The 21,011-nt window shown below is 68.9% G+C and carries 25 protein-coding genes; 14 read left to right on the plus strand and 11 right to left on the minus strand.

Annotated elements, in window-relative coordinates; genetic code table 11:
• Window positions 1-93: 93 nt before the first annotated feature.
• Window positions 94-1,314: a carboxylate--amine ligase gene (locus NO998_RS13490; RefSeq protein WP_267647776.1), complete on the minus strand. Its 1,221-nt coding sequence runs from the start codon at window positions 1,312-1,314 to the stop codon at window positions 94-96.
• Between the two features lie 75 nt (window positions 1,315-1,389).
• Complete coding sequence (locus NO998_RS13495) at window positions 1,390-2,238, minus strand: hypothetical protein (protein WP_267647777.1); 849 nt, start codon at window positions 2,236-2,238, stop codon at window positions 1,390-1,392.
• A gap of 110 nt (window positions 2,239-2,348) precedes the next feature.
• Between NO998_RS13495 and NO998_RS13500 the strand changes: the two genes are divergently transcribed.
• The gene (locus NO998_RS13500; protein ID WP_267647778.1) at window positions 2,349-2,861 is read left to right on the plus strand and encodes a DUF5813 family protein; all 513 of its coding nucleotides are present in this window, start codon (window positions 2,349-2,351) and stop codon (window positions 2,859-2,861) included.
• A gap of 102 nt (window positions 2,862-2,963) precedes the next feature.
• Window positions 2,964-3,284 carry a DUF7991 family protein gene (locus NO998_RS13505; RefSeq protein ID WP_267647779.1) on the plus strand — a complete coding sequence of 107 codons (321 nt, stop codon included), beginning with the start codon at window positions 2,964-2,966 and terminating at the stop codon, window positions 3,282-3,284.
• Window positions 3,285-3,308: 24 nt separating this feature from the next.
• Here the strand turns inward: NO998_RS13505 and tmk are convergent, their stop codons facing one another.
• On the minus strand, window positions 3,309-3,905 hold the full coding sequence (tmk, locus tag NO998_RS13510; RefSeq protein WP_267647780.1) for a dTMP kinase: 597 nt from the start codon (window positions 3,903-3,905) through the stop codon (window positions 3,309-3,311).
• A gap of 149 nt (window positions 3,906-4,054) precedes the next feature.
• On the opposite strand from tmk, the gene NO998_RS13515 reads away from it, so the two are divergent.
• From NO998_RS13515 to NO998_RS13530, 4 genes are all read left to right on the plus strand, one after another.
• On the plus strand, window positions 4,055-4,942 hold the full coding sequence (locus tag NO998_RS13515; RefSeq protein WP_267647781.1) for a complex I NDUFA9 subunit family protein: 888 nt from the start codon (window positions 4,055-4,057) through the stop codon (window positions 4,940-4,942).
• Between the two features lie 73 nt (window positions 4,943-5,015).
• Window positions 5,016-6,677, plus strand: coding sequence for a sensor histidine kinase (locus tag NO998_RS13520; protein ID WP_267647782.1), 1,662 nt, complete (start codon window positions 5,016-5,018; stop codon window positions 6,675-6,677).
• Window positions 6,678-6,723: 46 nt separating this feature from the next.
• Window positions 6,724-7,476, plus strand: coding sequence for an MBL fold metallo-hydrolase (locus NO998_RS13525; RefSeq protein ID WP_267647784.1), 753 nt, complete (start codon window positions 6,724-6,726; stop codon window positions 7,474-7,476).
• On the plus strand, window positions 7,473-8,159 hold the full coding sequence (locus NO998_RS13530; RefSeq protein ID WP_267647785.1) for a DNA-3-methyladenine glycosylase family protein: 687 nt from the start codon (window positions 7,473-7,475) through the stop codon (window positions 8,157-8,159). The genes NO998_RS13525 and NO998_RS13530 overlap by 4 nt, the downstream gene beginning before the upstream one ends.
• Before the next feature lie 69 nt (window positions 8,160-8,228).
• Here the strand turns inward: NO998_RS13530 and NO998_RS13535 are convergent, their stop codons facing one another.
• From NO998_RS13535 to NO998_RS13545, 3 genes are read right to left on the minus strand one after another with little or no spacing between them, the layout of a single operon-like run.
• Window positions 8,229-8,885 (minus strand): DUF4396 domain-containing protein, encoded by a 657-nt coding sequence (locus NO998_RS13535; RefSeq protein WP_267647786.1) that lies wholly within the window; start codon window positions 8,883-8,885, stop codon window positions 8,229-8,231.
• Between the two features lie 45 nt (window positions 8,886-8,930).
• Window positions 8,931-9,707: an SDR family oxidoreductase gene (locus NO998_RS13540; RefSeq protein WP_267647788.1), complete on the minus strand. Its 777-nt coding sequence runs from the start codon at window positions 9,705-9,707 to the stop codon at window positions 8,931-8,933.
• A gap of 46 nt (window positions 9,708-9,753) precedes the next feature.
• Window positions 9,754-10,242 (minus strand): hypothetical protein, encoded by a 489-nt coding sequence (locus tag NO998_RS13545; RefSeq protein ID WP_267647789.1) that lies wholly within the window; start codon window positions 10,240-10,242, stop codon window positions 9,754-9,756.
• Between the two features lie 448 nt (window positions 10,243-10,690).
• Here NO998_RS13545 and sdhC point away from each other — a divergent pair, with 448 nt between their 5' ends.
• Genes sdhC through NO998_RS13565 form a run of 4 tightly spaced genes read left to right on the plus strand, consistent with a single transcriptional unit; the run spans window position 10,691 to window position 14,219 of the window.
• Window positions 10,691-11,083: a succinate dehydrogenase, cytochrome b556 subunit gene (sdhC, locus tag NO998_RS13550; RefSeq protein ID WP_267647791.1), complete on the plus strand. Its 393-nt coding sequence runs from the start codon at window positions 10,691-10,693 to the stop codon at window positions 11,081-11,083.
• Between the two features lies 1 nt (window position 11,084).
• On the plus strand, window positions 11,085-11,453 hold the full coding sequence (locus NO998_RS13555) for a succinate dehydrogenase/fumarate reductase transmembrane subunit (RefSeq protein ID WP_267647792.1): 369 nt from the start codon (window positions 11,085-11,087) through the stop codon (window positions 11,451-11,453).
• 2 nt (window positions 11,454-11,455) lie between these two features.
• On the plus strand, window positions 11,456-12,358 hold the full coding sequence (locus NO998_RS13560; protein WP_267647793.1) for a succinate dehydrogenase/fumarate reductase iron-sulfur subunit: 903 nt from the start codon (window positions 11,456-11,458) through the stop codon (window positions 12,356-12,358).
• A gap of 1 nt (window position 12,359) precedes the next feature.
• On the plus strand, window positions 12,360-14,219 hold the full coding sequence (locus tag NO998_RS13565) for an FAD-binding protein (protein ID WP_267647794.1): 1,860 nt from the start codon (window positions 12,360-12,362) through the stop codon (window positions 14,217-14,219).
• A gap of 60 nt (window positions 14,220-14,279) precedes the next feature.
• Here the strand turns inward: NO998_RS13565 and NO998_RS13570 are convergent, their stop codons facing one another.
• From NO998_RS13570 to NO998_RS13580, 3 genes are all read right to left on the minus strand, one after another.
• A complete protein-coding gene (locus NO998_RS13570) occupies window positions 14,280-14,438 on the minus strand; it encodes a DUF7563 family protein (RefSeq protein WP_267647795.1) in 159 nt (52 codons plus the stop codon).
• 289 nt (window positions 14,439-14,727) lie between these two features.
• Window positions 14,728-16,032, minus strand: a complete 1,305-nt coding sequence (locus NO998_RS13575) for a dihydroorotase (protein WP_267647796.1) — start codon at window positions 16,030-16,032, stop codon at window positions 14,728-14,730.
• 24 nt (window positions 16,033-16,056) lie between these two features.
• Window positions 16,057-16,797: a lipoyl protein ligase domain-containing protein gene (locus tag NO998_RS13580; RefSeq protein ID WP_267647797.1), complete on the minus strand. Its 741-nt coding sequence runs from the start codon at window positions 16,795-16,797 to the stop codon at window positions 16,057-16,059.
• A 53-nt stretch (window positions 16,798-16,850) separates the two neighbouring features.
• On the opposite strand from NO998_RS13580, the gene NO998_RS13585 reads away from it, so the two are divergent.
• Window positions 16,851-17,774 (plus strand): DUF8155 domain-containing protein, encoded by a 924-nt coding sequence (locus NO998_RS13585; protein ID WP_267647798.1) that lies wholly within the window; start codon window positions 16,851-16,853, stop codon window positions 17,772-17,774.
• Here NO998_RS13585 and NO998_RS13590 read toward each other — a convergent pair.
• Window positions 17,771-18,229: a DUF4385 domain-containing protein gene (locus tag NO998_RS13590; RefSeq protein WP_345781139.1), complete on the minus strand. Its 459-nt coding sequence runs from the start codon at window positions 18,227-18,229 to the stop codon at window positions 17,771-17,773. The two genes, NO998_RS13585 and NO998_RS13590, sit on opposite strands and share 4 nt — an antisense overlap.
• A gap of 101 nt (window positions 18,230-18,330) precedes the next feature.
• Between NO998_RS13590 and NO998_RS13595 the strand changes: the two genes are divergently transcribed.
• The 3 genes from NO998_RS13595 to NO998_RS13605 all read left to right on the plus strand — a co-directional run bounded on the left by NO998_RS13595 (window position 18,331) and on the right by NO998_RS13605 (window position 20,345).
• Window positions 18,331-18,822: a PaaI family thioesterase gene (locus NO998_RS13595; RefSeq protein ID WP_267647800.1), complete on the plus strand. Its 492-nt coding sequence runs from the start codon at window positions 18,331-18,333 to the stop codon at window positions 18,820-18,822.
• A gap of 171 nt (window positions 18,823-18,993) precedes the next feature.
• Window positions 18,994-19,710 carry an HU family DNA-binding protein gene (locus tag NO998_RS15855; RefSeq protein ID WP_267647801.1) on the plus strand — a complete coding sequence of 239 codons (717 nt, stop codon included), beginning with the start codon at window positions 18,994-18,996 and terminating at the stop codon, window positions 19,708-19,710.
• A gap of 92 nt (window positions 19,711-19,802) precedes the next feature.
• Complete coding sequence (locus tag NO998_RS13605) at window positions 19,803-20,345, plus strand: dihydrofolate reductase family protein (RefSeq protein WP_267647802.1); 543 nt, start codon at window positions 19,803-19,805, stop codon at window positions 20,343-20,345.
• An 18-nt stretch (window positions 20,346-20,363) separates the two neighbouring features.
• On the opposite strand, the gene NO998_RS13610 is transcribed toward NO998_RS13605, so the two are convergent.
• Window positions 20,364-20,939 (minus strand): cysteine hydrolase family protein, encoded by a 576-nt coding sequence (locus NO998_RS13610; protein ID WP_267647803.1) that lies wholly within the window; start codon window positions 20,937-20,939, stop codon window positions 20,364-20,366.
• Window positions 20,940-21,011: the final 72 nt, after the last annotated feature.

Raw genomic sequence — 21,011 nt, forward strand, 5'->3', positions numbered from 1 at the left:
CCATCTCGGTAGCTCTTCGCGTTCACTACTGTACATCTGTGTACGGAGTTGCGACGCACGCACCAACTCGGTCGAAACGCCGGCCGAGTCGCCTCAGCAGGAGCAGTAGTACTCGCGGTCGGTGAACTCCGTGTCGATCAACTGCGCCGTCGGTGCCGGATCGCTCGGACGGTACACGCCCGTCGTCAGGTCGCCGCCGCGCTCGAACGCGCCCGAGACGAGCGAGGTCCAGTCCGCGGTGTCCAGCACGTCCCAGAACGCGTCGTCGGTCGAAAGCAGCGTCAGGTAGTCACGGAGGTAGACCCAGCGGCCCTCCCCGACCTCGCTGGGGTCGAAGTCCTCGCCGACGGCGTCGGCGTACGCCGCGTACGGCAGGTCCGCGCCGACCGAGACCGGCAGCGAGATCCACTTCCAGGGCCGCGTGTTGATGTCCAGCAGCACGTACTCCTCGCGGTCGGCGTCGTAGACGAACTCCGACTCGCTGATGCCGTAGTAGCCGGCGTCCTCGATCACCGAGAGCGCCCGCGCCTCGATCTCGGGGGCGTCGACGGTCCGGACGAGACAGGAGGTGCCGAACTCCTGTGGGAACCGCACCGCGGCGTTCCCGACGACGGCGAGCGGGTCGCCAGCCTCGGGGACGTAGGAGGCCAGCGAGCGGTCCTTCCCGGTCGCGATGTTCACCTTCTCCTGCAGCATGACCTCGACCCCGGTCGCCGCCGCGGCGTCGAGCACGTCGTGGAGTTCCTCGCCGTTCGCGACCTCGACGACGTTGCTACCGATCGCCTCCTCGCCCTCGCGTTTGCGGGCCGGCTTGATCACGAGCGGGAAGCCGAGTTCGTCGGCGGCCGCGTCGGGGTCGGTCTCGCTCGGGAAGTAGGTCTCGGGGTACGGGACATCGAGTTCCTCGGCGCGCTTGTACAGTCGGCTCTTGTCGAGGACGCTGACGTGGTTCCCCCACGGGAGGATCACGTTCTCGACGCCCGCGTCGGCGAAGCCGTGGACCCACTCGTCCATACAGCCGAAGGCGACGACTTCGCCGGCGGCGTCGGCGACCGCGGCAAGGTCTTCCGCGAACCCCGCCGGATCTTCCAGCGGGTAGCGCACTTCGCCGGCGAAGTCGACGGCGTCCGATGGGGGTGCCACGCCGTCGCCGACCTGGTCGATGGCGATGACGGGTACGTCGTGGGCTGCGAGCGCGCGCGCGACGCTCAGCCCGGTGATGTGTGCGTTCGCGACCACCGCGGGCGTACGATCGAACTCGGCGTCGTCGACGGCGTCGACGAGCGCGTCGGTGTCGAGGAACTGCTCGGCCATACACCGACTTCGACGCGAGCAGGGAAAAGCCCCGCAAAACCGGCAGTCTCGCGACCGTACCGCCGTCGCTCCCGCTCAGTCCTGCTCGCCGCGGGACTGGCGGGCGACGGGGTGGTCGGCTACGGGGTTGTCGGCCGTCGTGTTCGACGCCGCGCTCTCGTCCTGTGCGGGGAACTCGAAGCCGCTCTCGGTGCGCCGGGGGTCGGCCGTATCGGCCGTCGCCGTCGGTGCCGCCGGCGTGGCGTCGCTGTCGTCGGCCCCCTTCGCGGCCTCGGCGGCGTCCCGACCCGTCGCCTCGCCCCACGTCATCCCGTTGTTGAGGTAGTAGGAGACGAACGCGACCGTCGCTGCGCTGCCGGCGACGAGGGCGTACGTCGAGGGGCTGTGGACGTCCGGCGCCGCGGCCTTCCCGAACAGGAACACCCAGAGTTTGAGGCCGAAGGGGATCATGATCGCCAGCGCGGCGAACGTCGTGATGTAGGGGTGTGTGACCGGCCCGTCGCCGGTCATCGACTCCCGGAAGGTGAGGTCGGTCGTGCTGTAGTTGGCGTAGACGCGGCTGATGAACACCGACAGCCCGAGCAGTTGGGCGGCGGTCATGTCTCCCGCCACCGCGGAGGCCGTGACCTCGATGGAGTAGCCCAGCCCCCCCGCCCCGAGCGCGGAGAGGATCGTGAACAGCTGCTCGGTGTTCGGCGTGTCGGTCTGCTCGTCGGGGATCCCGATGACCAAGTCGAACAGCGTGAGGTAGAACAGGATCCGCAAGGTGGCGATCAGCATGTCGTACTCCTGGTGGAACGCCTCCGCGCTGAGCAGCACCGCACTCATCGTGATCGCCCACGCGAGGAACACGGGGTCGGCCCACGTGAACCGCTGGCGGAGCGCGTCGATGGCGTCCCTGAACCCGGTTACGACGTTCGCCATTCGCTCCCCGAAGGCTACTCCGGACAGATACGTAAAAGGAGGACCCGTCCCCGTCACGAGGTGGCTCCGGAAGGGACGCGCTTATTCGGCACAATCGCCTCCCAACCGGTATGAGCGACCTCCCCGACCGGGCGCGACGGGCGTTCCGGGACCACGACGCGTTCGACGGCCACGAGAGCGATCGGTTCGTCGCCACCGCGACCCCCTTCGAGGGCGTCGTCGACGCCGAAAGTGCCGACGGCGGCCGGATTCGCTTCGTCGTCACCGTCCGCGTGCCGATGCTCGACGAGGTGACCGAGGACGACGTTGCGCCGGTCGTCGAGGAGGGCTGGTACGAGACGCTCGAACGCCGCCTCGGCAACATCGGCGGCGGGGTGCTCGCCGGCGGTCACGACCCCGAGCCGGCCGTCGAGACGGTCACCCACGACGGTACCCGTGTCGCCGAAGTGACGACGGCGTTCGACGAGATCGACCCCCGGCGCGGCGTGAACGACGCGGCGGCGTTCATCGACTTCGTGGAGGGAACGTACGTACAGGGCGTGATCCCGGGGTACGACTACACCGACCCGGTTGCGGGGATCATGGCCGAGGCGCGGCGGGCCGGCGGCAGCGACGGGGTCTGAAGGGGAAGGCGGCGACGGACAGCCGCCGACATCGACCGTCGAACGACGACGCGCTCGACCGACAGCGACAACGAAAAGGCCACGCGGCCCCGAACGGACGATATGGCTTCGGCGCTCTCGCTCGCCTTCCTGCTCGCGCTCGTCGCCGGCCACACGCTGGTCGCGGCGGTGCTGACCCGCTACTTCCGGATCGCGCTCGATTCGCGCGGGGGCGTCGCCGTGTTCACGGTCACCGGCATCCCGATCGTGTTGATCGCCTCGACGTACGTCTTCTCGGGCGTCTTCGGACTCGGCCCCGAACTCGGGAACCCGGCGCTCGTGCTCGCGCTGTTGGTCGCCGTCCCGGTCGGCCTCGGCGCGCTGATCGACGTGCTGTACGTTCCGCCGCCGGATGAGGTCGAACTGCCCGAGACCTGGGAGTAACGGCTTTTCGTCGCTGTCGCTGGCTTACTCTTCGTGTTCGCTTACGAGCCGATCCACGACGCCTTCGACCGTGTTGATCACGACCTCGGGCGACTGCGTGGCGTCGACGCGGACGAAGCGCTCCGGTTCGGCCTCGATCAGGCGCTCGTAGTTCGACTCCACCTGTGCGAGGAAGCCGGCCTCCTCGAACTGGTTGGTCTTGCCGCTGCGGGCCGCCGCCGTTTCGGGGTCCACGTCGAGGTAGATGGTCGCGTCGGGCTCGCGGCTGAACGCCGAGTGGATCCCGCGGATGTACTCCATCGGGCGCTTGAGGTCGCTGTCGGCGAGCGCGGCGCCCTGATAGGCGTAGCGGGAGTCGGAGTAGCGGTCGGAGATCACCAGTTCGTCGTTCTCCAGCGCGGGTCGGATCGTCTCGCTGAGGTGATTGGCGTGGTCGGCGGTGAACAGGAACAGCGTCGCCAGCGGGTCGGCGTCGTCGTCGCCGATGGCGCGGTTGACCGCGTCGCCGTACCACGACTCGGTCGGCTCCCGAGTGAACGTCGCCTCGGGCCGTGCGGCGTGGAGAGCCTCCCAGACGGTCGTCTTGCCGCTGCCGTCGAGCCCCTCCAAGGTGATGAGCATGGCCGGAGGGTGTCCGCCCCGGGATTAAGGCGCGTCGGTTCGGGCGACCGGCGAGGGTCCGGGGTACCGACGGTCGGCCGCTGCGGACCGCCGAACGGCGACCACCGGGGCCGCCTCGTTTTAAGTTAGCGTGCGCCGATGTCACGCATATGGACATACTCGTCGCCGGTGGTGACGGCTTCATCGGCCGACCCCTCTGTGCGGAGCTCGCTGACCGCGGCCACAACGTGACCGCGATGTCCCGTACCCCACCAGAGGAGTCTCTGCCCGACGGCGTGGCCCACGAGACGGGCGACGTGACGGACTACGACTCGGTCGAACCGGTCGTCGACGGCCACGACGCGGTCGTCAACCTCGTGGCGCTCTCGCCGCTGTTCAGCCCCAGCGGCGGCGAGGACACCCACTTCCGGGTCCACCTCGGTGGGACCGAGAACCTCGTCGCCGCCGCCGAGGAAACCGGCGCCGACCGGTTCCTCCAGCAGAGCGCCCTCGGCGCCGACCCCGACGGCCCGACTCACTACATCCGCGCGAAGGGACAGGCCGAGGACGTCGTCCGCGACTCCGACCTCGACTGGACGATCACCCGCCCCTCGGTCGTCTTCGGCGAGGGCGGGGAGTTCGTGAAGTTCACCAAACTGCTCGCGCCGCCGTACGTCACGCCGCTGCCGGGCGGCGGGAAGACCCGGTTCCAGCCGATCCACGTGGGCGACCTCGTACCGATGCTCGCCGACGCCGTGCTGGAGGACGAACACATCGGGAAGACCTACGACATCGGCGGGCCGGAGAAGCTCACGATGGCCGAAGTCGCCCGACTCGGCCACCGCGCCGACGGCCGGAGCGTGAACGTGCTCCCGATCCCGATGTCGCTCTCGAAGATCGGTCTCTCGACGCTCGACTACGTGCCGGGGTTCCCGTTCGGTAGCGACCAGTTCCGATCGCTACGGATGGACAACACTGTCGACGACAACGACGTGTCGGCGTTCGGCGTCGACGAGTCGGAACTCACGACGCTCTCGTCGTTCTTGGCCCTCGGCTGACACGACATCGCCGGTTCCGTTCCCGTCGGGACCCCTCGTTTTTAGTTCTACCCGCGCAGCTACCCTTCGTAAGATGGCGTGGGCCCCGGCTGTACCGTCGCTGTTGTTGTTCGCGGTCAGCGTGTTCTCGGGGCTGCTCGCGATCGCGGTCGCCTCCACCCGGCACGAACGCTACGCGAGCGGGTTCGTCGCGATCGTGGTGGTCATCGCCGCCTGGTCGCTGACCTACGGGATCCAACTCGGGTTCGATGGCGTCGCCGGCCAGTCGACGTGGTGGCGGTTCACCCTCGCCACTGCGGGGTTCCTCCCGACCGCGTGGCTGCTGTTCGCGCTCCCGTACGCCGGGAAGGGAGCGTGGCTCACTCGAACGGCGAAGTGGGCGATGGCCGGCGAGCCGATGCTGTTCGCCACGTTCGTCCTCACCAACCCTCGCCACCGCCTCATCTGGACGGAGCTGTCGGTGCCGGCCGACGCGCTGGTGACGGTGTTCGCGCCGACGTTCGCGGCTGGCTACTTCCTCCACATGGCGTACGCCTACTCGATGGTCGGCTTCGGCGTCTACCTCGTCCTGCAGACGGCGGCCCGGTCCTCGGAGCTATATCGTCGACAGGGAGTCACGCTTATCGCCTCGGTCGTCCCCCCGGTGCTGGCCCACGTCGCGTTCACGCTCGGGATCAGCCCCGTTCCCGGGCTGGATCTGACGCCGTTCACGTTCGGCGCCACGGTGGCGCTGATCAGCGTCGGCCTGTTCCGCTTCGACCTGCTCGACCGGACGCCCATCGCCCGCGAGGCCGCCCTCGACGTGGTCGGGAACGGCCTCGTCGTCCTCGACGCGGAAGGGATGGTCGTCGACGCCGAGGAGCGCGCCCGTCGAGTACTCACGCCGGCGCCCAGCCCCAGCGACCACGTCTCGGCCGTCTTCCCCGAGACAGGGCTCGAACGGCTCTCCGGGGCGACCGTCGAGGGCGAACCGGACGGGGCCCGCCGCACCTACGAGGTGCAGGTCTCGGGGCTCCGTGACGCCGAGGGGCAACTCACGGGCTACGCGCTGGTTCTCCGGGACGTGACCGACCGGCGCGCGTACGAACAGCGCCTGCAGGTCGCCAACCGGGTGCTCAGGCACAACCTCCGGAACGACATGAACGTGGTCCACGGCCTCGCCGAACGGATCGAGGCCGGCGAGGCCGACCAACCGGCGGCGGTCGCCGCCCGGATTCAGGCGAAAGTCGAGGGCGTCGTCGAGACCAGCGAGAAGGTCCGCGAGATGACCCGACTGGAGCCGTCGTCGGCCGACGACGCCGATCCGGTCGACCTCTTCGATACCGCTACGGAGGTGCTCGAGCGGTTCGACTCGAGCACCGACGCCGTCGTCGAATCGAAGCGCACGGCCCCCGCCGTCGCCGCCGTCGCCGACGAGTCCGCGCTCGGGACGGCGGTGTGGAACGTCCTCGAGAACGCGGTCGAGCACAACGCCGGCCCCGAGCCGTGGGTGGGACTGCGTGCCGGCACGGACTCGGGTGTGGCGTGGCTGGAAATCGCCGACAACGGCCCCGGCATCCCCGTCGACGAACGCGAAGTCCTCCGCCGTGAGACCGAGACGCCGCTCAAACACAGCCAAGGCTTGGGGCTCTGGCTGGCCTCGTGGAGCACCCGCGCGGCCGGCGGCGAACTCACCATCGAGTCCACCGGCTGTCAGGGGACGACGATCCGCCTGACGTTCCCAGTGGCGCACTGATCCCCCGACCGCACAGCCTTTCCCCACCGGCCGCTACCTCCCGCCCATGCGCGTCACGCTGCTGGGCACGGGAAGCGCCATGCCGCTCCCCGACCGCGTCCAGACCGGCCTGCTGCTCGAACGGGACGATCGGGCGCTGCTCGTGGACTGTGGGGCCGGCATCCTCCACCGGCTCTCGAACACCGAGGTCGGCTACGAGGGCGTCTCGACGGTCCTCCTGACCCACCACCACCTCGACCACGTCAGCGACCTGCTCGCGCTGTTGAAGGCCCGCTGGCTCGCCGGCGAGACCCACCTCGAAGTGATCGGCCCCGCGGGCACCAAGGCGCTGCTCGACGACCTGCTCGCGGTCCACGACTACCTGCAGGACCGCGTCGACCTCTCGATCCGCGAGGTGAGCGCCGCCAGCGACTTCGAGGCTGCCGGCTTCGAGATCGCGGCCCACGAGACCGTCCACTCGATGGACTGTCTTGCCTACCGGTTCGCCGGCGAGGGCGATGAGGGGACGTTCACCTTCGGCGCTGACGGCGAAGCCAGCGGCGCAATCGCCCGCTTCGCCGACGGCTCGGACACCCTGCTCCACGACTGCTCGTTCCCCGACGAGATCGACGTGGACAACCACCCGACGCCGACGCAGTTGGGCGAGGCCCTCGCGGGCACCGACATCGACCGACTCCTCCTGACCCACCTCTACCCCCACACCGAGGGGAAGCACGACGAGATGGTCGAGAGCATCGAGCGCGCCGGATTCGACGGCGAGGTGGCCGTCGCCGAGGACGGCATGCGCTTCGACGTATGAGCGACGACGCCGACACTGGTGAGGGCGACGGCGCGGCTGTCGACGCCCCCGTACCCGAGGTGGATCCCCACGACTACCTCGCCGACGACCCCTACCTCGGCCCAGTCGTCGCGGAGTTCGGGGAACTCGGACTCGACCCCGCGGCGGACGCCTTCCAGCGCCTCGTCGTCTCGATCATCCGCCAGCAGGTGTCGATGGCCTCCGCGGCGGCGACCCGCGAGCGACTCTTCGACGCCGTCGAGGTGACCCCGGAGGGGATCCGCGGCGCCGCCGACGAGACGCTCAAGGAGGCGGGCCTCTCCGGACAGAAAACGCGGTACGTCAACGAGATCGCCGACGCGTTCCACGAGCACGGCTGGACCCGCGCCGACTTCGAAGCGATGAGCGACGACGAGGTCCGGGAGACGCTGACCGCCATCACCGGCGTCGGCCCGTGGACGGCGGAGATGTTCCTCCTGTTCGTGCTGGGCCGACCGGACGTGTTCCCCGTCGGCGACCTCGGGGTCCGGGAGGGGCTGAAGACGCTGCTCGATCCGCACGCCGTCGACGCCGAGTCGATGACCCGCGGGGAGATGCGGGCGTTCGCCGAGCGCTGGGCGCCGGTCCGAAGCTACGCGACGCTGTACCTCTGGCGCGTGACCGAGGACATCGTCGCCGACGTGGGCGAAGTCGTCGAGGAGTGAGCCACGCGACCACCGCGCGGGCCAGAGCGAACGGTACAGCCCTGCTCGCGGGTGACTCGCCGTGATCGGTCACATCGAACTCGGGTCGCCCATCCCCTCTTTGACGCCGAAATGCAGCAAGCCGAGGTTGATGGGGAGCGCGGCGAGGAAGCCGAGCGAGAGCGACACCGCGAGCGACGCCCAGAACACCGGCTCACCCATCGTCGCCTCGCCGGCGAGGTAGACGTCAGAGCCGATGGCGACGGCCTCCATGGCGACGATGCTGCCGGACTCGCTGTAGGCGGCGTCAGAGACTGCCTCGCGGAAGCCCACACCCTCCTGCATCAGCGGGCCGATAGTGAACACCAGCCCGAAGAGATACGCGAACGAGAAGGTGGTGGCGATGACGCCGGCCGTGTTCAGGAGTAGGATCCCCGCAGCCAGCGTGATGCCGACCACTTCCCCGATGCCACAACCGGAGTAGCAGTGGCTCGTCGAGCGGAGCCCGCGCCGGACGAAGCTGTCCTCGCTGATCTGGGTCCGGCCGCTGTACCAGTAGACGGCGAGGCCGAGCAGTCCGGAGTAGAGCACCGTCAGTGTCCAGACGAGCTTCATCATCGACGGCAGCGCGGCGTTGTGGCGGCGCAGGTCGAGCCAGAGCACGCCGACCGAGAGCAGCGAGAGCCCGACCCACGCCACCACCAGTTCGAGCGTGACGAGATCGTGGAACGCCTGCTGGAGGCTCATCTCACGCGGGTGATAGCCGACTCGGCGGTTTCAGGCTGGTGGCCGTCAGACCGCACTCAGGCCGCCGTCGACGACCAGCCCCTCGCCGGAGACGTAGCCCGCGGCGTCGCTGGCGAGGAAGCAGACTGCGTCGGCCACGTCGCCGGGATCGCCGAAGCGCGCGAGCGGGATCTCGTCCTCGTAGCGCTCGGCACGCTCGCCGCCGACGGTCGGCACGTCCTCGCGGGTCATCGCCGTGTCGATCACGCCCGGGAGGACGCAGTTGACCCGTATCTCCGGCCCGAGCGCGTCGGCCATCGACTTCGTGAAGTTCCGCACCGCGGCCTTCGAGGCGGAGTAGATCGGGTGGTTGCCGGTGCCGTGCAGCGCGGCGATGGAACTGAGGTTCACGATGACGCCCTCGTCCATCGCGGCGGCGGCGGCCCGAGCCCCGAAGAACACGCCCTTGGCGTTGATGTCCATCACGCGGTCGTAGTCGGCCTCGTCGATCCGGTCGAACGGCATCGTCCGGAAGACGCCGGCGTTGTTGACCATCACGTCCACCCCGCCGAGGCTCTCGGCGGCCTCGACGGCGACTTCGAGGTCCGACGGCTCGCGCACATCACACTCGACGAAGTGGCCCGATCGGTCGGTTTCGGCGTCGATGTACTCGTGGGTGGGCCGCGGGTCCTGTGCACCCCCCTCGGACTCGGGAATCCGTGGTTCCTCGCGCACGTCGGCGATCACCACGTCGGCGCCGCGTTCGGCCATGCGGATCGCGGTCCGGCGACCGATGCCACTCGACCCCCCGGTGACGACGGCGACCTTGTCGGTCACGTCCATACGCGAGAGGAGGGCCGGCGCGGACGTGAAAGATGTGGCCGCCTGCTCAGGCGCCCTCCGCCAGCATCCGGGTCGCGACCCGGGCCAGCCGCGACCAGTGCTTGCCCACGGTCCACTTCTGCTCCGTCGTCCGGTCGCTCGGGTCCCAGTGGTAGAGTCGGGCCTTGTCCCGGCCGTACTGGCCCTCGATGCGCGAGACGCCGACCCACCGTGTCCGGTCGTTCCGGATCTCCGTGTACTCCCGTACGTCGAAGAAATCGCTGATCGGGAGTGCGGGCGGGCTGTCGCCACCGTACTTCCGGAACCGAGCGACCGCGTCCCGTTCGTCCGTCCAGAACTCGGAACGGACACGCCATCGGTGTGCGAGCTGGACGCCGCCCCCGTTCTCGACGTACCGCTCCAGGCGCAGGCGACTCCCGCTCCCGTGCCGAGGCCGGTAGCGAACGACGCCCGTCCACCAGTCCCCGCTGTCGTCGACGGCGACGGTTTCGAGGACGGTTCGGTTCAGGTCAACTGCTCGGGCTGGATCGTTCATGTCTGTACCGGGACCAACGTGTGGTTCTCCCTTAACCGCAATTGTGTCGGGTATACGGGCTTCTACCCAAAGTTCTGGAAAATACCCATCTGTTTATCTAACTATTCGGGTAGATTTGCCCCTCCATTCCGCGCGCCTTTCCCGGGCGCCGTCGCCCGCGCTCGCGAATCGCCCGCGCGAATGGTGCACCCTTCTGGCGGGGTGGTCGCCGGACTTCTCCGGAAACTGAGAGGACCGCCGCGGCGGGTACTTAACGGCCTCCGAGTGGACCCCATTCTCGGTCGACGATCGTGCCCATCGTGATGGGCTCGGGGTTCGTGCTTGACTGTTCTGCGGCGGCGTGGCGGCACCCTCCCGAGAGGGCGCCGACGATGGGGGTCGAGCGCCGCCGGTCGCGCCGCCGAGACGGTAAGTTCTATACCCCCTGCGACCCGAGTCATCCTGTTACATGAGTCAGTCGTACGACAGGGGTACCGTCGAGGACTTCGGGCGGTGGCGCTCGTTCACCGCCGGCATGTGGGCATGGCTGTTTCACAAGTTCACCGGCTGGGTCCTGATCGGCTACCTCTTCACACATATCGCCGTCCTCTCGACGGCCCTCGCGGGCGAGACGGCGTACGAGAACACCATCGTCGGGCTCGAGGCGCTCGCGGTCGTGCGGCTCCTCGAAGTCGGACTGCTGGCGGTCGCGGTGTTCCACATCCTCAACGGGGTCCGACTGCTGTTCGTCGACCTCGGGATGGGTCTCGAAGCACAGGAGGAGAGCTTCTACGCGTCGCTGGTGATCACCGGTGCGATCACCGTCGCCAGCGTCCCGACGTTCGTCTCGGGGGTGTTCTGAGATGGCGGAACACTACTCCTCGTTCGATCGCTCCGGCACGCGATGGCTGCTCCAGCGGCTCACGGCCGCCTTCCTGGTGGTCGTGCTCGCGTTCCACTTCTTCCTGCTCCACTTCGTGAACCACGCCGCCGACGTGACCTTCGCCGGCACGTCCGCCCGGATGAGCACGTGGACGTACTTCTCGCTGATGGTGCTGTTCCTGCTCACGGCGACGTTCCACGGCGTCAACGGCGTCTACAACACGCTGGTCGAGCGCGACGGCGTCGAGGGGCTGACGAAGACGGCGATCACCGCCGTCCTGATCGTCGCCAGCCTCGTGATGGTCGCACAGGGGCTCCGAACCGCGCTCGTCTGGACCAACCTGTTCTAACAATGAGCACACAAACCGAACCACCCGAACAAACCGACGACGAGGCCGAAACGATGCCGGAGTCGGAGCCGGAGCCGGAGCCGCCGAGCCCCGGCGACCGTCGACGCGCCGAGAAGGCCGAGCGGGAGGCCGACCGCGAGGCCGCCGAGGCCGCCGAGGAACCGGACCTCGGCGACGACGCGGTGACGCTGAAGGTGTTCCGCTACGACCCCGAGGTCGAGGCGAAGGCCGAGCCGCGCTTCGACACCTTCCGCGTCCCCTTCGAGAAGGGGATGACCGTCCTCGACGCGCTCATCGACGCCCGCGACACCTACGACTCCTCGCTCACCTTCCGGCACTCCTGCCGGCAGGCGGTCTGTGGCTCCGACGCCCTGTTCGTCAACGGGCGCCAGCGCCTCGGCTGCCAGACCCAGATCGCCGACTTGGAGGGCGACGTGGTCCGGGTCGAGCCGCTGCCCCACCAGGACGTGGTGAAGGACCTCGTCGTGGACATGGAGCACTTCTACGACCAGATGGAAGCCGTGGAGCCGTACTTCCAGACCGACGAGACGCCCGACGACGAACTGGAAGAGCAGTTCCAGACGCCGGAGAACCGCGAGAAGATCAAAATGTCCACCCGCTGTATCTGGTGTGGCGCCTGCATGTCCTCGTGCAACATCGCCGCGGGCGACAACGAGTACCTCGGCCCAGCGGCCATCAACAAGGCCTACCGCTTCGCGATGGACGAGCGCGAGGGCGAGAACATGAAGCAACACCGGATGGAGCTGATCGAACAGGAGAACGGCGTCTGGCGGTGTCAGACCCAGTTCTCGTGTACCAACGTCTGCCCCAAAGACATCCCGCTCACCGAGCACATTCAGGAGCTCAAGCGGGAGGCAGTCAAGTCCAACCTGAAGTTCTGGTAAGATGAGAGAGTACGACGTTATCGTGGTCGGTGCCGGCGGCGCTGGGCTTCGTGCGGCGATCGCCGCACAGGAGGCCGGCGCGGACGTGGCGATGGTGACCAAACTCCACCCGGTCCGTTCACACACGGGCGCGGCGGAGGGGGGCATCAACGCGGCGCTCCGCGAGGGCGACGACTGGCACGACCACGCCTACGACACGATGAAGGGCTCGGACTACCTCGGCGACGCGCCCGCGGTCGAGGCGCTCACCCGCGAGAGTCCGAAAGAGACGATCCAACTGGAGAACTGGGGGATGGCGTTCTCCCGGGACGAGGACGGCGTCGTCTCCCAGCGGCCGTTCGGCGGCCTCTCGTTCCCGCGCACCACCTACGCGGGCGCCGAGACCGGCCACCACATGCTCCACACGATGTACGAGCAGGTGGTCAAACGCGGCATCGAGGTGTACGACGAGTGGTACGTCACCCGCCTCGCCGTCACCGACGAGGACGAACCCGAGGAGCGTGACTGCCACGGCGTCGTCGCCTACGACATCAAGCGCGGCGAGATCGAGGGGTTCCGCGCCCGCGACGGCGTGATCCTCGCGACCGGCGGCCTCGGCCAGGTGTACGATCACACCACCAACGCCATCGCCAACACCGGCGACGGCGTCGCGATGGCCTACCGCGCCGGCGTCCCCATCGAGGACATGGAGATGATCCAGTTCCACCCGACGACGCTCCCGTCGACGGGGGTTCTCATCTCCGAGGGTGTCCGCGGGGAGGGCGGCATCCTCTACAACAGCGAGGGTGAGCGGTTCATGTTCGAGGGCGGCTACGCCAACAACGACGGCGAACTCGCCTCCCGGGACGTGGTGTCGCGGGCCGAACTCTCGGAGGTCAACGACGGCCGCGGCATCGAGGACGAGTACGTTCACCTCGACATGCGGCACCTCGGCGAGGACCGGATCCTCGACCGGCTGGAGAACATCCTCCACCTCGCGGAGGACTTCGAGGGTGTCGACGGGCTCGAGGAGCCGATGCCCGTCAAGCCCGGCCAGCACTACGCCATGGGCGGCGTCGAGACCAACGAGTGGGGTGCCACCTGCGTCGGTGGCCTCTACGCCGTCGGCGAGTGTGCGTGTGCGTCGGTCCACGGCGCGAACCGACTGGGCGGCAACGCGCTGCCCGAACTCGCGGTGTTCGGCGCCCGTGCCGGCCGGCACGCCGCCGGCGACGTCGACGACGAGCCGAAGATCACGACCGGCTGGAGCGCCGACAGCGAGGAGGGCGAGAACGTCTCGCCGGTCCCGCTGGGCGAGGCCGACCTCCCCTCCGCGGGGAAGGGCGCACTCGCCGACGGCGGGGCCGCGTCGGACGACACCGCCAGCGCCGTCGACGCCGACGGCGTCGTCGAGTCGGCCGTGCAGGCCGAACGGACCCGGGTCCACTACCTCCTCGAGAAGGAAGAGGGCGTCAACCACGCGGAGGTCCGCTCGGAACTGCAGGAGACGATGACCCAGAACGTCAACGTGTTCCGCGAGGAGGGCGCGCTGAAAGACGCTCTCGAGGACATCCGCGAGGCCCGCCAGGACTACCAGCACGTCACCGTCAAGGACCCCTCGCGCACCTACAACACCGACCTGATCCACACCATCGAGACGCGGAACCTCCTCGACGTGGCCGAAGCCATCACCGTCGGTGCGCTGGCCCGCGACGAGTTCCGCGGCGCCCACTGGCGCAAGGCACACCAGGAGCGAAAGGACGACGAGTGGCTCAAGCACACGATGCTGTCGTGGAACGACGGCAGCCCCGGCCTCTGGTACAAGCCCGTCGTGCTGGAGGGCGAGGACAAGACGTACGAACCGAAAGTCCGTAGCTACTGAATCGGACACCGCGGGGGAGTTCCCCCGCGTCCACAGTTCGGTTAGAAACCCAGATCCGCGTTAGTTCCCACGAGTCGACCGCGCGGCGCGCACGTCGCTGCCGTCCCTGATCTTGTCCTCACAGGAGGGGCAGACGCGAGGCGTCTCCCGTCCCTCGGGAGTGAACACCCGGACGTACCGCCGCGTCACGAACGAACTACAGTTCTGGCATTCGGGCATCGTTTCTACTTATTAGGAAGCCCACGTAAAGCTTGCCTTGCGATACTGTCCCACCCGAGAGAACACCGTTGCTGTCCGGTATCGAGATGGGTGTCCGCCTGTGGGAACGGACACCCGGTGCCGGAATGCGCGCGGTCCGCAGGTGGCGGAATCTGTGGTGAGTGCGAACCGCATCGATTGCTACGTATTCATCTGGTATAGAAATAACGGCCTGATCGGCCGCTGCCGGCCCTGAACGACCCGAAATAGACGGTATTCGGCATGAAGTGCCGGCCTATTCCGGCCGAACTCACTCGCCCCGAACGTTCGCCCCCAGTCCCGCGGTGAAGCGGTCGCCAGCGCGGCCGTCGAACACCACCGAGCCGTCGACGACGGTGAGTTGGGGGAACACCGCCTCGTGGCCCTCGAAGGGGGTCCAGTCACACTTCGTGTGGAGCGCGTCGGCGCTGATCTCCGTGGCGTCGTCGAGGTCGACCAGCGTGAAGTCGGCGTCGTAGCCGGTCTCGATCCGGCCCTTCCGGTCCAGGGAGAAGCGCTCGGCGGGGGTGGCGGCCACGAGGTCGCGGACGCGTTCGAGCGTCAGCCGACCCTCACGGACCTCCTGCAGGAGCAGCGGCAGCATAGTCTCGACGCCGGGGACGCCGGAGGGGGCCTCCCACAGTCCGGTCTCCTTCTCCGCGGCCGTGTGTGGCGCGTGGTCGGTGGCGACCACGTCCACGGTGCCGTCGGCGACCAGTTCGTACAGCTTCTCGCGGCGGGACTCGCTGCGGATCGGGGGGTTCATCCGCCCGAACGTGCCCAGTTCGTCGAGGTCGTCGCGGGAGAGCAGCAGGTGGTGGGGCGTGACCTCGGTGGTCATCCCCGCTTCGGCGGCGATTTCGGCGGCCTCCGGCGTCGAGGTGTGGGCGACGTGGATGTCGACGCCGGCGTCGGCCGCGGCCTCACAGGCTGCCTCGACGGCGTCGATTTCGGCTCCGGCGGTCCGGAACTGGCTCCAGAGGTCGGCGTTGGCCTCGGTGCCCGTTCCCCCGGCGTCGCCCTCGCGGGCCGACTCGTCGAACAGGTCGGCGTTCTCGGCGTGGACGGTCACGGTGATGCCGGCGTCGGCGGCCGCCGCGAGCGCCTCCTCGAAGCGGTCCTCGTCGATCCCCATGTCGCCGGTCGAGTCGGCGAGGAACACCTCGCCCAGCGCGAACACGGGTCTGGAGAGCAGCGACTCGGGGTCCCAGTCGTCGTTGACGCCACCGTTGATGCCGTAGTTCACCGCCGAGTTGGCCGCGAACTCGGCCTTCTCGTCGAACGCCGCGCCGTCGACGGTCGGCGGCGTGGTGTTGGGCTGGTCGACGACGGTCGTGACGCCGCCGGCCGCCGCCGAGCGGGAGCCGGTCGCCCACGTCTCCTTGTGGCCGTGGCCGGGCTGGCGGAAGTGGACGTGGACGTCGATGGCGCCGGGCAGCAGCGTCAGCCCGTCGGCGTCGATGGTCTCCTCGCCCGGGAGCGAGTGCAGCGACTGAGCGACCTCGGCGATCTGCCCCTCGTCGGTCCGTACGTCCCGAACTCTGCCGTCTGGAAGCTCCGCGCCGGTGATGAGCATACGCCCACTGGGTGTGGCCCCGTCCTAAGTTTCCCGGCCCGCGTCGACGGCTGCCGAGAGCGACTCGACGGTCCGCCCGCGCCCGTCCACGACCGCCTCCTCAAGCGCCCGCGCGACCCGTTCGGGGTCGGCTGGACCGCCCGCCGCAGCGACCGACCCCACCGATTTCGGGTCGAACGGCACATCGAGCGCGTCGTAGACCGGCTCCAGCACGTCACGGATCTCCGCTCGGTCGGCGACAGTCACCACCCCGGAGACCAGCGCCGCGCCGGCGGTCACGCGCTGAGCGATCCCGGCGAGCTTTCCGAACGCGTCGGTCTCTCCGTTTTTCGTCGGCGAACACCGCGCCTGCACCGAGTAGTCGCCGGGACAGAACGAATCGGCCGGCTCCCCGCGCTCGGCGTCGACGCCCACGGTTGCGAGGGCGTCGATCACGGTCTCGACGGCGGCTTCGTAGCGTTCGGTGATCCCTGCCCGGCTCTCGTCGGTCGGCTCCAGCGCCGCGAAGGCGACGGTCGTTCCGGTGTAGGCCACGGCTCTTCCGCCGACCGAGCGCTCGGCCGGCGGGAACCCTCGCTCGCGGGCCGCCGCGCGGGCGTCGTCGTAGCCCGGCTCGTTCGCGTCGCGCCGGCCGAACGCGAGCTGTCGGTGGAGGGGCCACGCCCGTACCGCCGGCACCCCGGAGTCGGCGACGGCGCCGAGCAGGTCACGCGTCGCCTCGCGGTCGGCCTCGGGCGTCGCCGCCTGTCCGCGGATCACGCGCATACCCGGCTTCCGGCTCCGACGTACCTAAGCGTGGCCGTCGCCACCCGTCGAGCATGACCGCGGCCGCCCGGCACGCCCCCGTCTCGCTCCCCGACTCGCTGCTCGGCCGCTACGCGCGCTTCTCCTGTTACAACTCTCCGTACCCGGCCCACGACCGGGGCTGTGCGGTGGATCTCTATCCCGACGACGGCACCGCGCCCTCGCCCGTCCCCGGCGAGGTGCTCGACACGCGAACCGTCGGCTGCCCGGACCGATCCTACGCCGTCGACCACGACCACTTGATCGTCATCGACGTGGCCGACGACTGGGCCGGCGGCCGCGGCGCGGACCTGCTCGCCCGCATCCTCCACGTCGATCCGGGCGTCTCGGCCGGCGACTGGGTTGACGCCGGCGACTCACTCGGCGAAACGGTCCGGTCGGGCTTCTTCGGTCGCTGGGTCGACGACCACCTCCACGTCGGCTTCCGGCCCGCGGACGCGAACCCCTACCGCGCGTCGGGATCGCTTCCGGTTCGCCCCGACGTGTCGGTCACGGGCACGCCGTGGGACGGCGCCGGAACGGTGATCGAGACCGGGGAGACGTTCGTCAGGCTCGACGCCCCGAGCCACCCCGATCCGGGTTCGTGGGCGACGATCGCCGACGACGACGGCACGCCGCTGGACGGCGGGCTGGCGCACTACACTGGCGGCGGCGCGTACGGTCCGGGAGCCAACGGGCCGCTCTCCCTGCTCGGGACCGAGGTCGGCACCGCGACGCCGCGGGACGGCGACGCCCGCGGCGCCGACGTGGGCTGGGGCGATATCGCGGTCTACGTCGACGCCGGCGAGGGGTCGGTTCGTGCGACCGGCCTCTCGCTGTTCGCCGCTCGGGCGGAGTTCGGCGCCAAGATCGTCTTCCACGAGGGCCACGAGTTCGCCGTCGGCGACGACGTGCAGGTCTCGGTCGATCCGGCCGAGTCGTCGATCCGGCTGGGTTAGCCCCGCTCCTCGCGCCACTCCCGTTTGCGTTCCTGGTAGGTCCCGTCGCTTCTCACGCGGTCCAGCACGTGGTCGAAGATCAGCGCGGCCTTCCGTTTCTCGGGGTCGGCCCAGTGGACCGTCTCCCGTTCGTTCCCGTCCTCGTCGTACTTCTTCCCGCCCGGGTAGTGGGCGTAGCGCATCGCCCGCGTGTAGCCCATCTGGAGGTACTTCCGAGCCATGTCCATCCCGACGAACTCGCCCTCTCGGCGGTAGCGCAGGAACCGCTCGTAGATCGCCTCGGCGGCGTCGGCGGCCGTCTCCGGGTCGGCGTAGCCCCACAACGGCAGTAGCTCGGACTTGTACGGCTGGACCTTGAACACGCCCTGCTCGCCACGGCCGACGCGGTAGGGATCCGGATCGGCCCGGAAATCGTGCTCGTACTCGCCGTCGTCGTCCTCGGGGAGGTCCGACATCGCGGGCATCGCTCTGGGTTGGACCGCGGGGATCCTGAAGCGTCCGGCCGACCGTCGTCGAACCCGGCGGCTACTTGGTCCGCCGGCGACGAACGGGCACCATGTCCGACGTTCCCCCGCTGCCCGACGAGGCCGGCGAGTTCCTCCGCTACGCCGTCGAGGAGGAGCACGGCTACCTCTCGTGGCTCGGCACCGAAGTCGGCGCCGTCGAGCGCGGCCACATCGAGCTCACGGTGCCGTTCGACGAGAAGCTCACCAACCTCGCCTCGAAGCCGACGATCCACGGCGGCGTCGCGGCGACGCTCATCGACACCGCCGGCGGACTGGCGCTCCGACTCGTCGCCGACGACCCGCTTTCGGTCGACGTGGCGACGGTGAGCCTCAACGTGAACTACCTCCGGCGGGCGACCGGTGACCTCCACGCCAGCGCCGACGTGATCCGTGCCGGCTCCACCATCGGCGTCAGCCGGGTCAACGTCACCAGCACCGTCCCCGAGGGCGTCGACGACGGCGACGACCGCGACTGGGGCGTCGAAGAAGGCGAGGAACGGTTGGTGGCGACGGGCCAGCCCTCCTACCGCCTGTTCCGGTAGCACCTCTCGCGATCGCCCCCGTCGCTTCGTTTCCGAGGCTCGCGTTACCGTCGCCGAGGTCGCTTCCGTGTCTCCTCGTTACCACCCGTTTCGGCAGTTTCAGGCCGTAAAACCCGGGTACTGCCGTAAACCAGACAATATGCTTATGGTTCGAAGACGTGATAGGGACTTATGAGTACAGGTACCAAACCACAAGGCAGTATCTCGCGACGAACCGTCCTCCGCAGGGGGGCGATCCTTTCGGCGTCCCTCGGACTGGCCTCGATGGCGACGACGGGGCAGGTGGCGGCCGCGAAGAAGCCGGAACTGATCGAGGCGATGGCGAGCGAAGCCGGGATCAGTTCCTCGGACGCACAGGGGATACTGGACGCGATCACCGGAACGGCGACGAAAGCACTGAGTGACGGGGAGAGTGTCGTCCTCGTCGGGTTCGGCTCGTTCAGCATCTCGAAGCGCTCTGCGCGGACCGGGCGTAATCCCCGATCCGGCCGTGGCGTGCGGGAGGACTCCCCGGTGACGTTCGAGGCCTGCCCCGAGTTCGCGGCCGCCCTCGACCTCAACCCCGGGAAAGGTGACGAGGCCAGCACCCGGTGCCGGGACGCCGACGTGGTGATCGACGCGGCGTTCCTCGCCCGCGCCGCGGGCCGTGAGAGTGGGCTGTCGAAGGCCGACTCGAAGCGCGCACTCGACGCCCTCGTCGGTCGGGCGACCAAGGCGCTGAAGAAGGGTGATCGCCTGTCGCTTGGCGAGCCGTTTGGCTCGTTCAGCATCTCGAAGCGCTCGGCCCGAACGGGACGGAACCCCCAGACAGGCAAGGAGATCCAGATCGCGGCCAAGAACGTGGTGAAGTTCAAGGCTGGCGCGGAACTCTCGAAGGCGGTCAACTGAGTCGGTCACGGGGGTCGTGATAGGGCCACGAGACACAGTCCGCCACGGGTGGCTGCGAACGCTCATGCTCACCGGGATCCTACTCGGACGGCATGACTCCACGCGGGATCACCCTCTACGCCGCGATGAGCGTCGACGGCTACCTCGCCGATGTCGAGGGCGGCGTCGGGTGGCTGGAGCCGTTCGAAACGGCCGCCGAGGGCGACGACGGCGGCTACTCGGCGTTCTTCGAGACGGTCGACTGCCTCGTCATGGGGTCGGTGACCTACGAACTGGTTCTCGGCTTCGGCGAGTGGCCGTACGGCGACACGCCGACGTACGTCTTCACCGGTCGAACGCTCCCGGCCGCGACGGAGGCGGTGCAGTTCGTCGACCGACCGGTCGGTGGTTTCGCCCCCGAACTCAGACGGGAGTACGACCACGTCTGGCTGGTCGGCGGCGCGGCCCTCGCCCGGTCGTTCCTCCGAGCGGACCAGGTCGATCGCCTTCGACTCTCGTTCGTGCCGGTGCTCCTCGGCGAGGGGATCCCGCTATTCTCAGGCGGCTACGACGGGCGAGAGCTCAAGCTGATCGACGTGACCACACGCGACAGCGGGATCGTGGAGCACCAGTACGAGGTCGCCAGCGAGGCGTGATCGACGGAGCCACGCCCCTCAGTTCCCGTCGAACGCGACTTCGCCCAGTTCGCTCACCTCGCCGAACAGCCAGTCGGCGTGCTCGACGGCGTACTCCTTGTGGTCTTCCTTGATGTACCCCAGCGCGTCCTTGACGATGACGGGCTTGTAGTCCCGCAGGCCCGCGCTCCCGGCGGTGTGAAGCACGCAGACGTTCGCGAGCGTTCCACAGAGCAGCAGGTCGTCGATCCCGTGGCTGTCGAGGTAGCCCTCCAGCCCGGTCTCGTAGAAGGCGTCGTAGGTGTGTTTCTCGACGACGAGGTCGTCATCGCGCACGTCGAGGTCCTCGTGGAGTTCAGCGTCCCACGTCCCCTCGACGACGTGCTCGCCCCAGCGCTCGAACTCGTCGTAGTAGTGGTTCCCCTCGAACTGCCCCTCGGGGTGGGTGTCCTTCGTGTAGACCACCCTCGCGCCGGCGTCGCGGGCGCGGGAAACGAGGTCGGTCACGGGGTCGACCGCCGACTCGCTGGCGGGCGAAAAGAGGCTGCCGTCGGGGTGACAGAAGCCGTGCTGCATGTCGACGACGACGACGGCGGTCCGCTCGGGATCGTACATGTCGGGAGCATGGACCGTCCTCGACTTAGCTGTCCCGCCGGGGTCTTTTTCCCGCTGCCTGCCCATGTCCGG

Origin of the sequence: Halolamina litorea, assembly GCF_026616205.1 — an archaeon.
Classification (GTDB): Archaea; Halobacteriota; Halobacteria; order Halobacteriales; family Haloferacaceae; genus Halolamina; species Halolamina litorea.